General features: G+C 64.6%; 14 protein-coding genes and 1 pseudogene. 8 read left to right on the top strand and 7 right to left on the bottom strand.

All coding sequences use genetic code 11. From position 1 onward, the window contains the following. Nucleotides 1–10 precede the first annotated feature (10 nt). The 3 genes from BH93_RS11005 to BH93_RS10995 are packed head-to-tail and all read right to left on the bottom strand — an operon-like array spanning nt 11 to nt 5,645. Nucleotides 11–1,474 carry an NAD-dependent succinate-semialdehyde dehydrogenase gene (locus tag BH93_RS11005; RefSeq protein ID WP_037177261.1) on the bottom strand — a complete coding sequence of 488 codons (1,464 nt, stop codon included), beginning with the start codon at nt 1,472–1,474 and terminating at the stop codon, nt 11–13. After that, on the bottom strand, nt 1,471–4,383 hold the full coding sequence (locus tag BH93_RS11000; RefSeq protein WP_080739265.1) for an FAD-binding and (Fe-S)-binding domain-containing protein: 2,913 nt from the start codon (nt 4,381–4,383) through the stop codon (nt 1,471–1,473). The genes BH93_RS11005 and BH93_RS11000 overlap by 4 nt, the downstream gene beginning before the upstream one ends. Continuing rightward, nucleotides 4,380–5,645: an aspartate aminotransferase family protein gene (locus BH93_RS10995; protein WP_037151288.1), complete on the bottom strand. Its 1,266-nt coding sequence runs from the start codon at nt 5,643–5,645 to the stop codon at nt 4,380–4,382. The genes BH93_RS11000 and BH93_RS10995 overlap by 4 nt, the downstream gene beginning before the upstream one ends. A gap of 92 nt (nt 5,646–5,737) precedes the next feature. Between BH93_RS10995 and BH93_RS10990 the strand changes: the two genes are divergently transcribed. The 8 genes and pseudogenes from BH93_RS10990 to BH93_RS10960 all read left to right on the top strand — a co-directional run bounded on the left by BH93_RS10990 (nt 5,738) and on the right by BH93_RS10960 (nt 13,083). Then, entirely contained in the window at nt 5,738–6,610 is an 873-nt protein-coding gene (locus BH93_RS10990; RefSeq protein ID WP_037177260.1) for a ribokinase, read from the top strand. Next, nucleotides 6,607–7,074 carry a helix-turn-helix transcriptional regulator gene (locus BH93_RS10985; RefSeq protein ID WP_037177259.1) on the top strand — a complete coding sequence of 156 codons (468 nt, stop codon included), beginning with the start codon at nt 6,607–6,609 and terminating at the stop codon, nt 7,072–7,074. The genes BH93_RS10990 and BH93_RS10985 overlap by 4 nt, the downstream gene beginning before the upstream one ends. 9 nt (nt 7,075–7,083) lie before the next feature. Further along, nucleotides 7,084–7,488, top strand: coding sequence for a VOC family protein (locus tag BH93_RS10980; protein WP_032402394.1), 405 nt, complete (start codon nt 7,084–7,086; stop codon nt 7,486–7,488). Nucleotides 7,489–7,560: 72 nt separating this feature from the next. Further along, nucleotides 7,561–9,678: a RecQ family ATP-dependent DNA helicase gene (locus BH93_RS10975; RefSeq protein WP_037177833.1), complete on the top strand. Its 2,118-nt coding sequence runs from the start codon at nt 7,561–7,563 to the stop codon at nt 9,676–9,678. A 103-nt stretch (nt 9,679–9,781) separates the two neighbouring features. After that, nucleotides 9,782–10,306: pseudogene (gene ectA / locus BH93_RS27930) on the top strand (diaminobutyrate acetyltransferase); the annotation flags it as partial. Between the two features lie 96 nt (nt 10,307–10,402). Further along, nucleotides 10,403–11,680: a diaminobutyrate--2-oxoglutarate transaminase gene (gene ectB, locus BH93_RS10970; protein ID WP_052058464.1), complete on the top strand. Its 1,278-nt coding sequence runs from the start codon at nt 10,403–10,405 to the stop codon at nt 11,678–11,680. 40 nt (nt 11,681–11,720) lie between these two features. Further along, a complete protein-coding gene (locus tag BH93_RS10965) occupies nt 11,721–12,119 on the top strand; it encodes an ectoine synthase (RefSeq protein WP_032379201.1) in 399 nt (132 codons plus the stop codon). Nucleotides 12,120–12,216: 97 nt separating this feature from the next. Further along, nucleotides 12,217–13,083, top strand: coding sequence for a Sir2 family NAD-dependent protein deacetylase (locus BH93_RS10960; RefSeq protein ID WP_037177831.1), 867 nt, complete (start codon nt 12,217–12,219; stop codon nt 13,081–13,083). On the opposite strand, the gene proB is transcribed toward BH93_RS10960, so the two are convergent. From proB to rplU, 4 genes are all read right to left on the bottom strand, one after another. Continuing rightward, on the bottom strand, nt 13,056–14,195 hold the full coding sequence (gene proB, locus BH93_RS10955) for a glutamate 5-kinase (RefSeq protein WP_176458292.1): 1,140 nt from the start codon (nt 14,193–14,195) through the stop codon (nt 13,056–13,058). The genes BH93_RS10960 and proB overlap by 28 nt on opposite strands. Before the next feature lie 2 nt (nt 14,196–14,197). Continuing rightward, on the bottom strand, nt 14,198–15,649 hold the full coding sequence (gene obgE / locus BH93_RS10950) for a GTPase ObgE (protein ID WP_032368196.1): 1,452 nt from the start codon (nt 15,647–15,649) through the stop codon (nt 14,198–14,200). A gap of 172 nt (nt 15,650–15,821) precedes the next feature. Beyond that, nucleotides 15,822–16,085 carry a 50S ribosomal protein L27 gene (rpmA, locus tag BH93_RS10945; RefSeq protein ID WP_032379202.1) on the bottom strand — a complete coding sequence of 88 codons (264 nt, stop codon included), beginning with the start codon at nt 16,083–16,085 and terminating at the stop codon, nt 15,822–15,824. 59 nt (nt 16,086–16,144) lie between these two features. After that, nucleotides 16,145–16,456 carry a 50S ribosomal protein L21 gene (gene rplU / locus BH93_RS10940; protein WP_027497555.1) on the bottom strand — a complete coding sequence of 104 codons (312 nt, stop codon included), beginning with the start codon at nt 16,454–16,456 and terminating at the stop codon, nt 16,145–16,147. Nucleotides 16,457–16,541: the final 85 nt, after the last annotated feature.

Below are 16,541 nucleotides of genomic sequence, written 5' to 3'. Positions count from 1 at the left end.
AAAGCCTCCTTCAGCCTCGGGGAATGGCAAAGTATTTGTACTCCAGGAACTCGTCGATTCCGACTTTTCCGCCCTCGCGGCCCAGCCCGGACTGTTTGACGCCACCGAACGGTGCCGCGGGGTTGGAGACCAGACCGGTGTTGAGACCGGCCATGCCCACCTCGAGCCGCTCCCCCATCCGTAGCGCCCGATCGATGTCCTGAGTGAAGACGTATCCGACGAGTCCCCATTCGGTGTCGTTCGCGAGGGCGATCACCTCGTCCTCGGTGTCGAACGGCACGATCGCCGCCACCGGCCCGAAGATTTCCTGCGACATCAGATCCGAATTCGAGTCGACGTCCGTCAGCACCGTCGGCGGGTAGAAGTAGCCGGGTCCGTCCGGTGCCGCTCCCCCGACGATCGCACACGCGCCACGACCGAGAGCGTCGTCGACGAGTCTCTGCACCTTCGACCGGCCCGCATCGTCGATCAGCGGCCCCACCTCCGTGCCGTGTGCACTACCTGCCCCCACCGTCAACGCACCCATGCGCTCGGCGAGCTCGTCCGCGAACTGCGCTGCGACACTACGGTGTACGAAGAATCGATTGGCTGCGGTGCAGGCCTCGCCCATGTTGCGCATCTTCGCAACCATCGCTCCGTCCACGGCGCGGCCGAGGTCCGCGTCGTCCATGACGATGAAGGGTGCGTTGCCACCGAGCTCCATCGAGGCGCGCATCACCGTCGATGCAGCTTGCTCGAGCAGGATCTTTCCCACTGCAGTCGATCCGGTGAAACTGATCTTGCGGGCCGCACCGCTGCTCATCCACGAGCCCACGACACCCGCTGCATCGGTGGTGGTCACGACATTGACGACGCCCGCCGGGACACCCGCGTCGTGCAGAATCCCGGCCAGAGCCAGCGCAGTGAGCGGAGTCTGTTCGGCCGGCTTGAACACCACAGTGCAGCCCGCCGCCAACGCGGGGCCGATCTTCCGGGTTCCCATGGCCAGCGGGAAGTTCCACGGAGTGACGAGGATGCACGGTCCCACGGGCGCACGGGTGACCACGATGCGGTTCTTACCGTCTCCGGTGAGGGTGTGATCACCCGAGATACGCACTGCTTCCTCGGAGAACCACCGGAAGAACTCCGCGCCGTACGCCACTTCACCTCGCGCGTCGGCCAGCGGTTTCCCCATTTCCGCGGTGATAATCGCGGCGAGTTCCTCCGACCGCGCCATGATCAATTCGTAAGCCTTACGGAGGATTTCACTGCGGGCACGGGGCGCAGTCGCGGCCCACTCGGCAGCAGCATCGACTGCCGAAGCCATCGCACTCTCGGCATCGGTGATGCCACCGTCGGCCACCGTGGAAATCACGTCACCGCTGGCGGGATCGATCACATCGAACCGGGCAGCCGAGGCTGCGGCTGTCCAGACACCTCCGATGAACAGGTCGGTGGGGGTCGTCATGGGGGGTCGAGTGAGGCTGGTCGTCATTGCCGCGGTCCTTTCGTCGAACGTGGATCGAGTATTTGAGCCAGGTGCACGGACGCATCACTGGTCAGCTCACCGGTGAGTTGTCGCACCTGCATGTGGCAGCTGAATCCGTCGGTCAGAATCGGAGTGTCGGGCTCGGTGGCACGAACAGCCGGTGCGAGAGCCTGTTCGGCGACTTTCATGCTGAGCTCGTAGTGACTGCTCTCGAAGCCGAAATTGCCTGCCACTCCGCAGCATCCGGTGGCTTCCCGCACTGCATCGACACCGACGGAGGCCAAAGCGTTGCGTTGGGTCGCGTTGCCGAACACGGCATATTCGTGGCAGTGGGTCTGGACCGTCACCGACGCAGGAACCTGCGCCGAGGGCACCCAGCCCGCCGCGGCTTGATCGATCACCGCTCCCGCGAAGCTCTGTACACGCGCCGCAACCCTTCTCGCGGCAGCCGTCGGTACCAACTCGGGCATGTCCTTTCGGAATGCCGCGGCACAGCTCGGCTCGGTGACGACGATCGGCCGATCGGTACCGTCGTCGAGCGCAGCAACGGCTTTCGTGAGGTGTTTGCGGGCGGCCTTCAACTGGCCCGTCGAGATCCACGTCAGACCACAACACACGTCGGTCCGGCATTCGGTGCTGCGGCCGGAATCCTCGAGCACGCGCTGCGCCGCGCCCGCGACCTCGGGGCGAAAGCCCTGAGTGAAGGTGTCGACGACAAGCACCACGTCGGCGGTGCGGCCTGCGCCCATCCGTATTTCGTGAGCCAGTTCCTTCGCCGACGCGAAGCGCGGCAACGGCCGCTCGGTGGTCAGCCCACCGAGTCGAGCCGCCAGTGCCGCGATGCGCGGGGTGAGCAGACGGTTGAGCAGCGGTGCCGTTCGCTGCGTCACCTTCAGCCAGCGGGGCAACCATCCCAGCGAGTAGTGCGAGAGCGGTCGCAACCGACCCGCATAGTGATGGTCGAGAAACTCCGATTTGTACGTCGCCATGTCCACCCCGACCGGGCAGTCCGAGGAACAGGCCTTGCACGACAAGCACAGGTCCAACGACTCTGCCACGTCTTTCGAGGCCCACCCGTCGGCGACGGTCGGCGAGCTGCGCACCATCTCCTGCAGCACCCGGGCGCGGCCCCGAGTGGAATCCTTCTCGTCGCCCGTCGCGCGGAAGCTCGGGCACATGACGCCTCCGGAGGTGGTGCGGCACTTACCGACACCGACACACGATTGGGTGGCGTGAACGAAAGGATCCAGATCCTCTCGCGTTCCGATCTGGTGCAGATCGAACGTTGTCTTCCACTCTCGTTGCGGAATACCCTGCAGCATAAGGTTGTCCATCATCGGCTCGGGCTCGGTGATCGATCCCGGGTTGAGAATGCCGCTGGGGTCCCAGATGCGCTTGAATCGCGCGAACGCGTCCAGCATGCGCGGCGAGTACATCACCGGCAGTAGTTCCGAGCGTGCCCGGCCGTCTCCGTGTTCGCCCGACAGGCTGCCGCCGTGCTTGACGACGACCCGCGCTGCGGCGCGCAGGAAGTCGTACATCACCCGTCGCCCGGCGTCGGTGCGTTGATCGAACGTGATGCGCACGTGCATGCAGCCGGCACCGAAGTGGCCGTACATCACTCCGGTCAGTTCGTGCTCGGCCAGTAGCGAATTCAGGTCGGCGAGATAGGCCGACAGGTTTTCCGGTGCCACGGCGGCGTCCTCCCACCCGCCCCAGGACTCGACTCCACTGGCCATCCGCGTGGCCAGGCCCGCGCCGTCTTCACGTACCCGCCACAGCGCTGTTCGATCGGCCGGGTCGGAGACGATGCGACCTTCCTTCAACCGTCCGAGCCGGCCGAGTTCCCCGAGCAGCCTTGCCGCTTTGTCCTCGACCTCGGCCGCGTCGGCCCCGTCGAGGTCGACGTACAGCCAGGCATTTCCTGCCGGCAAGCCGCGTACGGAGTCCGGCCCACGCCGGTACTCCATCGTCCGCACGATGTTGTCGTCGATCCCCTCCACCGCGGCCGGCGAAAATTCCAGAATCGCCATGACGTCGGCTGCAGCTGCGACCACGTCCTGATAGCCGAGGCAGAGCAGCAACGCAGCAGGCGGTACGGGCACGACCGTGACGGTGACCGAGACGATCACCGCACAGGTGCCCTCGCTGCCGACGAGCGCACGCGCGACGTCGAATCCGTTCTCGGGCAGCAGATGCGACAGGTGAAAACCGGACACCTGTCGCGGAATGCGGCCCAGCTCGACCCTGAACAGCGCCAGATTATCGGCCGCAAGTGTGCGCAACTCGTGCGAAATACGTTCGGCCGCAATGCTTGCTGCCGCATCTTCGGCGTGCACGGCCGACACGCCACTACGGGTGACCCGCAGTAGATGCCCCTCGGCTGTCACCACGTCCATCGCCACCGTGTGGTCCGAGGTGCGACCGTAGCGAACCGAGTGGTTACCGCATGCGTCGTTGCCGACTGCACCGCCCACCGTGGCGCGTGTTTTGCTGGACGGGTCGGGGGCGAACGTGAAGGCCCCCGACGTGCGTGCCACCAGTTCACGCTGCAACTCCGAAATCACGATGCCCGGTTCCACGACGGCGGTCCGCGAATCCGTGTCGACCGAGATCACCCGATTCATGTGACGAGAGAAGTCGAGCACGATTCCGCGGCCGATGGCGTTGCCCGCCATCGACGTTCCGCCGCCGCGGCCGACAACAGCGACTCCGGCCTCGGTGCACAGCGACACCACGGTGGACACGTCGTCGGCACTGCGCGGGAACACGACCGCTGCAGGCGGAATTCGGTAGTTCGAGGCGTCGTAGGAATACTCGGCCACGCGCCGAGACGAGTCGTCGATATCGATCCCCGTCTCCCGCACTCGATGCACGAGTGCGGGGACATCGGATCGGATGGGCGCAGACGTCACAGCACGTTCTTCAGCGTTCGCGACAGCGCGTCGATGCCCTGCCGCATCTCGTCGTCGTTCACGATCAGCGCGGGAATGATCCGGACCACGTTGCCGAGCGCCCCGCACGTGAGCAGCAACAGCCCTTCGTCGATCGCGCCCTGCTGTACGCGGAGGGCGGCGGCAGCATCGGGATTGCCTGCACTGTCGACGAATTCGAGCGCCTGCATCAGGCCCAGTCCACGTGCATCACCGATGGCCGAGTGCTCTGCCTTCAGTGCGAGCAGGCCGTCGAGCAGAACCTTGCCCTGGACGGCTGCATTGGCGACAAGACCCTCGTCGCGCACGACATCGAGGGTGGCGACGCCGGCAGCGGCGGCGACGGCATTGCCGCCGTAGGTTCCGCCCTGAGAACCCGGCCATGCCTTGCTCATCAGCTCGGTCGATGCCGCGATGGCAGAGATCGGAAATCCGCTGGCGAGCCCTTTCGCGGTGATGACGATGTCCGGTGTGATCGACGAGTGCTGGTGCCCCCAGAACTTTCCGGTACGCCCGACACCTGCTTGCACCTCGTCGACGATCAGCACGATGCCGTGCGTGTCGGCGCGTTCCCGCAGCCCTTCGAGAAATTCGGGCGGCGTGGGCAGGTATCCACCGTCACCGAGAACCGGTTCGATGATGAACGCGGCGGTGTCGGCGGGGCTCGACATCGTCATCAGCAGGTAGTCGAGTTCCTTCAGCGCGAAGGCGACCGCGGTGTCCATGTCCCAGCCGTACCGGAACGCGTACGGGAACGGTGCGATGTGCACTCCCCCCATGATCGGCGAGAAGCCGGAGCGAAATTTGGTTCCAGCGGTGGTCAACGATGCGGCCGCTACCGTGCGTCCGTGAAATCCTCCGTGGAAGGCGATGATGTTGGGTCGCCCGGTTGCCATGCGTGCCAATCGAATCGACGCCTCGACGGCCTCGGAGCCGGAGTTGGCGTAGAACACGCTGTCGAGCCCGGCCGGCAGTACCTCGCCGAGCTTGTCGGTCAACTCCAGTAGCGGTTGGTGCATGACGGTCGTGTACTGCGCGTGGATGATCTTGCCCACCTGCTCGCGCGCGGCCTCGACCACGCGCGGATGGCAGTGCCCGGTACTGGTGACACCGATTCCAGTGGTGAAGTCGAGGTACTTGCGCCCGTCCGTACCGATGATCCAGCTGCCCTTTCCGTGATCGACGACGATCGGGGTCGCCTGCTTGAGTGCCGGGCTGAGGTGGGTACGAGTCGACGCTGTCATGACTGCCATCGTCACTCACGCGTTTCCGATTGTCAACAATCTGCAATTCGCATTTCCATCGAGTCGGGCTCGGGGAGAGATACAGTTCGTTCGTGTCCGCCTCGAACCCCCGCATCGTCGTTCTCGGCAGCATCAACATGGACCTGATCACTCGCACTCCGTCCCTGCCCGATCCGGGCGAAACCGTGATGGGGACGTCCTTCACCACCACCCCGGGCGGTAAAGGTGCCAATCAGGCCATTGCTGCTGCGAAAGCCGGATCGTCGGTCGCCTTCCTCGGAGCCGTCGGAGACGACGAATTCGGAGTAACGCTGCGCCACACGCTCACGGCCGCAGGCATCGACGACACTGCAGTGCGTACCGCTGCTGGTTCGAGTGGGATCGCCACCATCACCGTCGACGACAGTGCCGAGAACAGCATCGTCGTCGTCCCCGGCGCCAACGACACCGTCCGCGATCTCGACGACGACGACCGCACCGCCATCGCAGACGCCGATATCCTACTGTGCCAGTTGGAGATTCCCATCGATACCGTGGTCGCCGCATTCGAGTTCGCGCACTCTCGCGGTGTGATCACGATGCTCAATCCCTCACCGGTACAGGACTTACCCGACGCCCTGATTGCGGCCACCGACGTCCTCGTGGTCAACGAGGCCGAGGAAGCTCGCATCGGACACCGAGCGGACGAGGTGGAACAAGTGGTGACCACCCTGGGGGCCAAGGGTGCCCGGTACCGCGGATCCGAATCGTTCGAGGTGTCGGCACCACGAATCGAGGCAGTCGATACCACCGGTGCCGGAGATGCGTTCGCCGGGGCGCTCGCTGCATCGTGGTCCGCCGGACCACGCGCGGCAGTCGAATGGGCAACCACTGCAGGTTCTTTCGCCGCCACGAGACCCGGGGCGAGCGCTTCCTCGGGAACCCGGACCGAGATAGACGCACTTCGCGATGCGGCCGCTCGATGAACGCTCCGGACGTGAACGAACTCCGACTGTTGCGTCGCGCACGTGATCGGATGGACCGCGACTTCGCCGAACCTCTCGACGTGCCGACCCTCGCCCGCACGGCACTGATGTCCACCGCGCACTTCAGCCGCCGCTTCCGCGAGGCATACGGGGAGACGCCGTACGCCCATCTGATGACCCGAAGAATCGAGCGCGCCAAGGCCCTGCTGCGCCGGGGAGATATGACCGTCACCGAAGCATGCTTCGCGGTGGGTTGCACCAGCCTCGGTTCCTTCAGTTCACGGTTCACCGAGATCGTCGGCGAGACGCCCAGCGCATATCGCGCCCGTGATCACCGCGACAGCCGAGCGGTACCGAGTTGCCGAGCCATGGTTCTAGGTCGGCCGATGCGTGGCACCGCTGCAGCCGACACCGCCACCGAACCGAGCAGAATCGGAGAAGCAACGACGACCGGGGCGTTCTAGCCTTGCGTCATGACACTCTCACTGAGCCACGTACACATCTACACCGACGACCCCGATGCCTCCTTGGCCTTCTATCGCGACGCCCTCGGACTCGAGGTGAAGAGCGAGGTCGCCAACGACGGCTATCGCTGGATCACGTTGTCTCCCAGCGATCAACCCGAGATCGAGATCGTGTTGTCGCAGCCGCACGCGGGCCGCTCGCAGGAGCTCGGCGATCAGATCGCGGCTCTGCTCGCCAAGGGCGAGATGCCGGGCTTGCTCTTCCGTGCCGATGACCTCGACGGAGCGTTCGAAAAGATCCGAGCGGCAGGTACCGCCGAGATTCTGCAGGAACCGACGAGTCAGCCGTGGGGTGCGCGCGACGCAGCCTTCCGCGATCCGGCCGGAAACATGGTGCGCGTCAGCCAAGCCTGACTGGAGCTTGCGGAACGAACGAGGAGCACGCAGCACGGTCCCTTGTCGTACCGATGCTGCACGATGGACGGTATGACGACAGCGACGCACGCGACCGTGGGCAACTTGCGCGATGACGCCGAAAGGTTGTTGCGCGAGCTCGCCGGCCCCGACGCTGTGCTGCGGGACGACCAGTGGACGGCGATCGAGGCCCTGGTGGTGCACCGTCGACGTGCTCTGGTGGTGCAGCGAACAGGCTGGGGAAAGTCTGCCGTGTACTTCATCGCCGCGAAGCTTCTACGCGCTCAGGGCCTGGGTCCTACGGTCATCGTCTCCCCCTTGTTGGCTTTGATGCGTAATCAGGTGGCCTCCGCAGAGCGCGCAGGCGTTCGGGCAGCCACGATCAACTCGGGGAACATGACCGAATGGGACGACATTCACCAGCAGGTCAACTCCGGTGAGCTCGATGTGTTGCTGGTCAGTCCCGAGCGTTTGAACAACCCCGATTTCCGCGATCAGGTGCTGCCGTCCCTGGCCGGGGACGCCGGCCTGGTTGTGGTCGACGAGGCGCACTGCGTCTCGGATTGGGGCCACGATTTCAGGCCGGACTACCGGCGTATCCGCACCCTGATCGCCGAGCTGCGCGACGGTATTCCCGTACTCGCGACCACCGCAACGGCCAACGACCGCGTGGTGGACGACGTTGCGGCACAGCTGGGTGTCGGCGGTGGCGACACGCTCGTACTGCGCGGCGGGCTCGCCCGCGATTCGCTGCGCATGGCGGTGGTGAAGATCGACAACGCCACCGAACGGGCCGCCTGGCTCGGCGATCACCTGAAGACTCTGCCCGGGTCCGGAATCATCTACACCCTGACGGTGTCGGCGGCCAAGGACCTCGCGGCTCTGTTGACCGATCAGGGCCACGTCGTTGCGTCGTACACCGGTCAAACGGACCCCACGGAGCGCGAATCGCTCGAAGGTGATCTGCTCGCCAACCGAGTCAAGGCACTCGTCGCCACGTCCGCGCTCGGCATGGGGTTCGACAAGCCCGATCTCGGTTTCGTGGTGCACATGGGGGCTCCATCGTCTCCGATTTCGTACTACCAGCAGGTCGGCCGTGCCGGGCGCGCCACGGAACGAGCCGACGTGGTGCTGCTTCCCGGCCACGAGGATCGGCAGATCTGGAGCTACTTCGCCTCGGTCGCCTTCCCCCGCGAACATCTGGTGCGGCAGGTCATAGAGGCCTTGAACACCGAGAAGGCTCAATCGACGCAGGCACTGGAGCCGCTGGTCGAGCTGAACCGCAGCAGGCTCGAGATGGTCCTCAAGGTCCTCGACGTCGACGGAGCGGTCAGACGCGTTCGTGGCGGCTGGATGGCCACCGGGGAACAGTGGACGTACGACGCGGACCGTTACGAGCGCCTCGAACAAGCGAGGGACCGCGAACAGCAGGCCATGCTCGACTACCAGAGCACCGACGGGTGCCGGATGGAGTTCCTGCGTCGGCAGCTCGACGATCCCGACCTCGGCGCACCGGGCAGCGAGTCCGATCGCTGCGGACGGTGTGACAACTGCACGGGTGAGCACCTGTCCGCTTCCGTCGACGCGGCCTCGGTCGATTCGGCAAGAGCACGGCTGGATCGGCCGGGCATCGACCTGCAGCCGAGAAAGCAGTGGCCGAGCGGCATGAAGAAGCTGGGTGTATCCCTCTCGGGCAAGATCGCAGATCCGCACGAGCCGGGACGTGTGTTGGGTCGCTTGACCGACCTGGGTTGGGGTAGCCGCTTGCGGGCTCTGCTGGACGCGCCCGATGCCCCTGCCACCGATGCTCTCGAGAAAGCCTGCATCACAGTGCTGGCCAATTGGGACTGGAAGCAGCGGCCCGCTGCCGTTCTCGCCCTCGACTCCCCCACTCACCCGCTGCTGGTGCGGTCGATCGCCGCGCGATTGGCAGCCGTCGGCAAGTTGCAGGATCTGGGGATGATGCAGGTCAGGCCCGGTCACCCGCCGGTATCGGCCGCTAATTCCGCGTTTCGGGTCGCCGGCCTGGTGGACTCGTGGGAGGTTCCGGACGTATCGTCCGTGCCAGGGCCGATTCTGTTGATCGATCTGCTGACCGACACCGGGTGGACGTTCACCTGTGCCACGTCTGCTCTGACGTCAGCGGGTGCTCTGGCGGTGTTGCCGTTCGCGCTCGCAACACCGAAATGAAGATTCTCGGCAAACCGGGGTTTATACCGCGCATTTCTGGGTAACGCCTGCCGGGCGCCGATCGTGTGAGCACCATCACATTCGTCGGTTAACCTGGGGAAGCATGTCCGTTTCCGGGGTCGATTTCCCGGCGCAGTCGATATGCCTGGGCAACGTTGTTACGTTTGTATTTCCTATGAAGCCCGCATTGCTGAGAGGTACCCCGCTCACTGCGCCGGACGCAGTGAAGTTTCGTAAGCCACAGATCTCCGACGGAGTCCGGCTCTGGGAGATCGCAAGAGATTCGCGAGTTCTGGATCTCAATTCCAGCTACTCGTACGTGTTGTGGTGCCGTGATTTCGCGGCCACCACCGTCGTATCCGATATCGACGGCCGCGCAGTCGGTTTCGTCACCGGATACATCCGCCAGGACGCCCCGCGCACACTGTTCGTGTGGCAGGTCGCCGTGGATGCGGACCAGCGTGGCAAGGGACTTGCCGGTCGCATGCTGATGGAGCTGCTCGACCGCCTCGAACCACAGGGCATCACGCATCTGGAAACGACGATCAGCCCGGACAACGAAGCGTCCATCGCAACCTTCACGAGCCTCGCACGTAAGCGAGGCACCGACATCGTCAGGTCGGATTTGTTCGCGCCCAACGATTTCCCTGATAGCCACGAAGCCGAAGAGCTCTACACAGTGGGCCCCGACGCATCGCGGAATTACGAAAGGAACAAGCAGAACATGACCGAAAAGAACACAGTGACAACAGAGAAGCCCGATGTATTCGAGACCGTCGAGTCCGGCGTGCGTAGCTACAGTCGCCAGTGGCCCGCCGTGTTCACCACCGCGAAGAACTCGGTCATCACCGACGAGAACGGTAACGACTACCTCGATTTCTTCGGTGGCGCAGGCGCACTCAACTACGGCCACAACAACGACATGATCAAGAGCGCGTTGGTGGACTACATCACCAGCGATGGCATCACCCACGGACTCGACATGTCCACCGTCGCCAAGCGTGAGTTCCTCGAGTCGTTCAAGAAGAACATCCTCGACCCCCGCGGCCTGGACTACAAAGTTCAGTTCCCCGGCCCGACAGGCACCAACACCGTCGAGGCAGCGCTCAAGCTCGCTCGCAAGGTCACCGGCCGCGAGGCGATCATCAACTTCACCAACGCATTCCACGGCATGACACTCGGCGCGTTGTCGGTCACCGGCAACTCGATGAAGCGAGCTGGCGCCGGAATTCCATTGGTGCACACCACTCCGATGCCGTACGACAACTACTTCGGCGGCGTCACCGAGGACTTCCAGTGGTTCGAGCGCGTTCTCGACGACTCGGGCAGTGGATTCAACCGTCCGGCCGCGGTGATCGTGGAGACCATTCAGGGCGAGGGCGGAATCAACGTCGCACGTCCGGAGTGGTTGCGCGCGTTGGCCGAACTGTGCTCGCGACGCGAAATTCTGCTGATCGTCGACGACGTGCAGATGGGCTGCGGCCGCACCGGCCAGTTCTTCTCGTTCGAGGAAGCCGGCATCACCCCGGACATCGTCACCCTGTCGAAGTCCATCGGCGGCTACGGCATGCCGCTGGCGCTGACACTGTTCAAGCCCGAGCTGGACGTCTGGGCACCGGGTGAGCACAACGGCACCTTCCGCGGCTTCAACCCGTCGTTCGTCACGGCGAAGGCAGCCATCGACCACTACTGGTCCGACGACAAGTTCGAGAAGGAAACCCTCGCCAAGGGCGAGCACATCCAGGATCGGTTCATCAAGCTGTGCGCCAAGTTCGACGGCATCTCGACCCGCGGTCGCGGCATGGTCCAGGCCTTGGTGTTCGACGACGCCGAGTTGGCCGGCAAGGTGTCTCAGCTCTGCTACGACGAGCGTCTGCTCGTCGAGACCGCAGGCCCCAAGGACGAGGTCGTCAAGCTTCTTCCCCCGTTGACCACAACGATCGACGAGCTCGACCGCGGCCTGGACATCATCGAAAGTGCAGTGGCGAAGGTCCTCTCCTAGAGACCCTTTCGCACACACCGATATCGAAGGAGGACATCGTATGATCGTTCGCACCACACAGGAGATCACCGGCACCGACCGTGACATCTCGAGTGAAGACGGCAACTGGCGCAGCAAGAGAATCATTCTCGGCGGCGACAAAGTCGGATTCTCGTTCCACGAGACCACGATCCAAGCCGGCACGGTGAACAACTTCCACTACGCCAACCACGTCGAGGCCGTGTGGCTGATCGAAGGCGAAGGAACGCTCACCGACCGCGAGACCGGAGAGACCTACGAGCTCGGGGCAGGATCGATGTACCTGCTCAACGGACACGAGCGCCACACGGTCGAGCCGCGTACCCAGATGCGCATGCTGTGCGTGTTCAATCCTCCCGTCGTCGGCAACGAGACCCACGACGAGAACGGCGTGTACCCCCTCGTCGAGGTACCTGCGTAACCCTCACTCGTACATCGGCCCGCACCGACGCACCCGCGTCCGTGCGGGCCGTTCGTGTCGGTAGCCCGTAGTGCGATCGGTCGCTACCCTGGACGAAGTGAATGCACCCACCGCGTCCGCGACTACGTACGAGCAACTCACCTCGCTACTCGGCGGTCGGACGATCACCGTCGTCAGCGGTGCAGGCATGTCCACCGACTCGGGTATTCCCGACTATCGCGGCCCGCAGTCGCCGCCCCGCAACCCGATGACGTTCCAGCAGTTCATCGGCGACGCCGAGTTCCGTCGTCATTACTGGGCTCGCAACCACGTCGGATGGCGGCACATGGACGCTGCAATGCCCAACGACGGACATCGAGCCCTCGCCCGGCTCGAACGTGCAGGCGTCGTCACCGGAATCATCACCCAGAACGTCGACATGCTGCACACCAAGGCCGGCAGCCGGAACGTCATCGACCTGCACGGCGTCTACGCCCGGGTGCGCTGTCTGAACTGCGAGCGGTTGATCTCGCGGTTCGAGTTGGCCCGAAGGCTCGATCGCGCCAATCCCGGCTTTCTCGAATCCGTCGCACCTGCGGATGGTGTCGAGATCGCTCCCGACGCCGACGCCATCATCTCCTCGACCGCACACTTCCGGATGGTCGATTGCGAAACATGTTGCGGCATACTCAAACCCGACATCGTCTACTTCGGCGAAAGCGTACCCAAGCCGCGCGTTGCCGAGGCCTACGATCTGGTGGACCGGAGTGATGCACTACTGGTGCTCGGCTCCTCGCTGACCGTCATGTCCGGCCTACGTTTCGTCCGGCACGCGTCCAAGACCGGAAAGCCGATCGTCATCGTCAATCGCGGGACCACTCGGGGCGACGAATTCGCCTCTCTCACAGTGCATGCGGGTTGCTCCGAGACCGCGACGGCGCTGGCCGACACTCTCGATCAGGCGGGAACCAGATCGTCGGCGTGAACCACCGGCCGCTGTAGCTCCGCGGCCAACTCACCCGTCGAGCGGCCGAGCATTCCGGCCAGCTCTCCGGAGTCGTATGCGACGACCCCGCGGGCCACCAGTGTGCCGTCCGGGTCCATCAGTGAGACCACGTCTCCACCGTGAAAGGCACCCGTCACCGACGTGACCCCAGCGGACAGCAACGACCGTCGACGCTCCACGACCGCTCGCACGGCCCCAGCGTCCAGGTGCAGTTCGCCGGCTGCATCGGCGGCATGCCGCACCCAGAACTTGCGAGCGGACAACCGTGTCGGCCGAGCTGCGAATGCGGTACCCACCTCGGACGTCGTCAGCGCCTGGGCAGCATCGGACGCCGCGGCCAGCAGCACGGGCACACCTGCGTCGGCCGCCAGGCGGGCAGCGGACAGCTTGGAGGCCATTCCGCCGGTACCGAGCGCTCCTCCGGACCCCGCGACCACGCCGTCGAGATCCTCCGGGCTCGAGACGTCCGGAATCAACGTGGCGGAACCCTTGCGGGGATCGCCGTCGTACAACCCGTCGACGTCCGAGAGCAGGAACAGTGCGTCCGCACCGACGAGATGGGCCACCAGAGCTGCGAGCCGATCGTTGTCGCCGAAACGAATTTCCGCGGTGGCGACGGTGTCGTTCTCGTTGACGATGGCGACCGCACCGAGCGAGCGCAGTCGATCCAACGTGCGCTGCGCATTGCGGTGATTGGTTCGACGCGCGATGTCCTCGGCTGTCAGCAGCACCTGCCCCACCGTGCGGCCGTACCGGTGGAACGACGAACTCCAGGCGTTGACCAGAGCAAGCTGTCCTACGCTCGCCGCGGCCTGCTTCGTTGCGAGATCGCGCGGGCGTCTGGTGAGGCCGAGCGGTGCCATGCCTGCACCGATCGCGCCGGACGAGACGACCACCACGTCGGTGCCGCTACGCATCCGCGACTCGATGGCATCGGCGAGCAGATCGAGTCGGCCCAGATCGAGACCGGTGTCGAGACTGGTGAGCGCCGAGGATCCGATCTTGACCACGATGCGCTTGGCGTCGGCAATCGTGCGACGGGTATCGGTGAGAGCCGTTACGGGCGAATCGGATTCACGCACCGACACCACGTCTACTCCTGTTCGGTATCGAGCCCGCGGCGTACCTGGCGGGCATGCTTACGTTCGGATGCGCCGATGCGCTCGACCTGATCGAGTCGAGCATCGGTGCCGCGGCCGGTCATGGTGATCTCGACACCGGCCGGTGTCTGCGGCTCCCAGTCGAACGAGACATCGCCGATGGTGACCGAGGCACCCGGTTGAGCACCGGCCTTGATCAACGCGTCCTCGACGCCGAGGCGCGCGAGCCGGTCCGCGAGGTATCCGACGGCCTCGTCGTTGGTGAACTGCGTCTGGCGAACCCACCGCTCGGGGCGCGTACCCCGAACGATGAAGCCGTCCGGGATGTCCGGATCCTTGACGACCTTGAAGCTGTCGTCGTTTCGAGCGACGGGGCGCAGCACCTGACGCCGCGGCTCGGGGGCCGGGTGAGCTGTGCGGTAGTCCTCGACGAGCTTCGCCAGCGCGAACGTCAGCGGCTTGAGGCCGGCGCGCGTCACCGCCGAGATGGTGAACACCGGCCAGCCGCGGGACTCGAACTCGGCGGTCACCATCTCCGCGAGCTCGGCACCCTCTGGAATGTCCGCCTTGTTCAGTACGACGATGCGCGGCCGGTCGGCGAGGTCGCCGAGGCTGGCATCGCCGGACAGTGCCGGCTTGTATGCCGCCAACTCGGCTTCGAGGGCGTCGACGTCGGAGATCGGGTCGCGGCCCGGATCCAGTGTCGCGCAGTCGACTACGTGTGCGAGCACAGCGCAACGCTCGAGGTGCCGCAGGAAGTCGAGCCCGAGACCGCGGCCCTGACTCGCTCCGGGGATCAGCCCGGGTACGTCGGCGACGGTGAACGTGGTGTCTCCGCTGGAGACCACTCCGAGATTCGGTACCAGTGTGGTGAAGGGGTAGTCGGCGATCTTCGGCTTCGCTGCGGAGAGCACCGAGACCAGCGACGACTTGCCGGCCGACGGGAAACCGACGAGACCGACATCGGCGACGGACTTCAGCTCGAGCACCAGCTCGCGCTCGATGCCTTCTTCGCCGAGTAGCGCGAAGCCGGGTGCCCGGCGAGCCTTGGACGCGAGTGCAGCGTTGCCGAGGCCACCACGTCCGCCCGGTGCGGCGTCGAAACGTGTTCCCTCACCGATCATGTCGGCGAGGACGTTGCCTTTCTTGTCGAGAACGACAGTGCCGTCGGGGACCTTGAGAATCAGGTCCTCGCCGTTGGCACCCTCTCGGTTGCCACCCATGCCCTGAGTTCCGTTGCCCGCCTTGGCATGGCTGGAGAAGTGGAAGTCGAGCAGAGTGTGAACGTTGCTGTCGACGACGAAGATGACACCGCCACCCTGCCCGCCGTTTCCACCGTCCGGGCCACCGAGAGGCTTGAACTTTTCGCGGTGAACCGAAGAGCAGCCGTTGCCACCTTTGCCGGCGCTGACGTGCAGCACCACGCGGTCGATGAATCGTGACATAGCTGTCTTCGATCCTTTCTGAGAAAAAGCGGGAGAAAAAAAGCGATAGGGGCGGACCGGTCTCGTGACCCTGGTCCGCCCCTATCGGGAGCTGTGAACGTACGCCGTGAATGTTCGATCGAGCAGTTGCTGCTCGAGTCGATCATCTACGAGCGCGAGCGCTGCAGAAGGACTAGGCCTCTACAGCGACCGGAACGATGTTCACGGTCTTGCGTCCGCGCTTGGCACCGAATTCGACTGCGCCGGGAGCGAGTGCGAACAAGGTGTCGTCGCCGCCACGACCGACGTTGACGCCGGGGTGGAAGTGCGTGCCGCGCTGGCGGACCAGGATCTCGCCTGCGCCTACGGTCTGGCCGCCGAAGCGCTTGACGCCGAGGCGCTGTGCATTCGAGTCGCGACCGTTACGGGAGCTTGATGCACCCTTCTTATGTGCCATGTTGCATACCCTCCTCGGGGTGAATCAGCTGAAAAGAACTCGGGTCCGGTGAGACCTGGTTACTTGATGCCGGTGACCTTGAGGACAGTCAGCTTCTGCCTGTGTCCCTGACGCTTGTGGTATCCGGTCTTGTTCTTGAACTTGTGGATGCGGATCTTCGGGCCCTTGGTGTGCTCGACGATCTCACTGGCGACCGAGATCTTCGCCAGCTTGTCTGCATCTGTGGTCAGGTCGGATCCGTCTACGACGAGGACCGGAGCAAGCGAGACAGCAGTGCCGGGCGCTCCCTCGATCTTCTCGACCTTGACGAGGTCACCAACAGCGACCTTGTACTGCTTTCCGCCGGTCTTGACGATCGCGTACGTTGCCATCGGAGGGCTACCCCTTGCTTCTTCGAACTTGCTCGCGTTGCACATGGCAACACGACTGGTCTGGTAAAACGTGTTTGCTTGCTCC

The organism is Rhodococcoides fascians A25f (assembly GCF_000760935.2).
GTDB lineage: Bacteria > Actinomycetota > Actinomycetes > Mycobacteriales > Mycobacteriaceae > Rhodococcoides.
This window is presented reverse-complemented; position numbering and strand designations above follow the sequence as displayed.

Bases quoted from the DNA above. Each gene is read 5' to 3' on its own strand.
- BH93_RS10995 (WP_037151288.1), bottom strand. From the start codon at position 5,645: ATGACAGCGTCGACTCGTACCCACCTCAGCCCGGCACTCAAGCAGGCG.
- BH93_RS10975 (WP_037177833.1), top strand. From the start codon at position 7,561: ATGACGACAGCGACGCACGCGACCGTGGGCAACTTGCGCGATGACGCC.
- rpmA (WP_032379202.1), bottom strand. From the start codon at position 16,085: ATGGCACATAAGAAGGGTGCATCAAGCTCCCGTAACGGTCGCGACTCG.
- BH93_RS11005 (WP_037177261.1), bottom strand. From the start codon at position 1,474: ATGACGACCAGCCTCACTCGACCCCCCATGACGACCCCCACCGACCTG.
- BH93_RS10985 (WP_037177259.1), top strand. From the start codon at position 6,607: ATGAACGCTCCGGACGTGAACGAACTCCGACTGTTGCGTCGCGCACGT.
- rplU (WP_027497555.1), bottom strand. From the start codon at position 16,456: ATGGCAACGTACGCGATCGTCAAGACCGGCGGAAAGCAGTACAAGGTC.
- BH93_RS10980 (WP_032402394.1), top strand. From the start codon at position 7,084: ATGACACTCTCACTGAGCCACGTACACATCTACACCGACGACCCCGAT.
- BH93_RS10965 (WP_032379201.1), top strand. From the start codon at position 11,721: ATGATCGTTCGCACCACACAGGAGATCACCGGCACCGACCGTGACATC.
- ectB (WP_052058464.1), top strand. From the start codon at position 10,403: ATGACCGAAAAGAACACAGTGACAACAGAGAAGCCCGATGTATTCGAG.
- obgE (WP_032368196.1), bottom strand. From the start codon at position 15,649: ATGTCACGATTCATCGACCGCGTGGTGCTGCACGTCAGCGCCGGCAAA.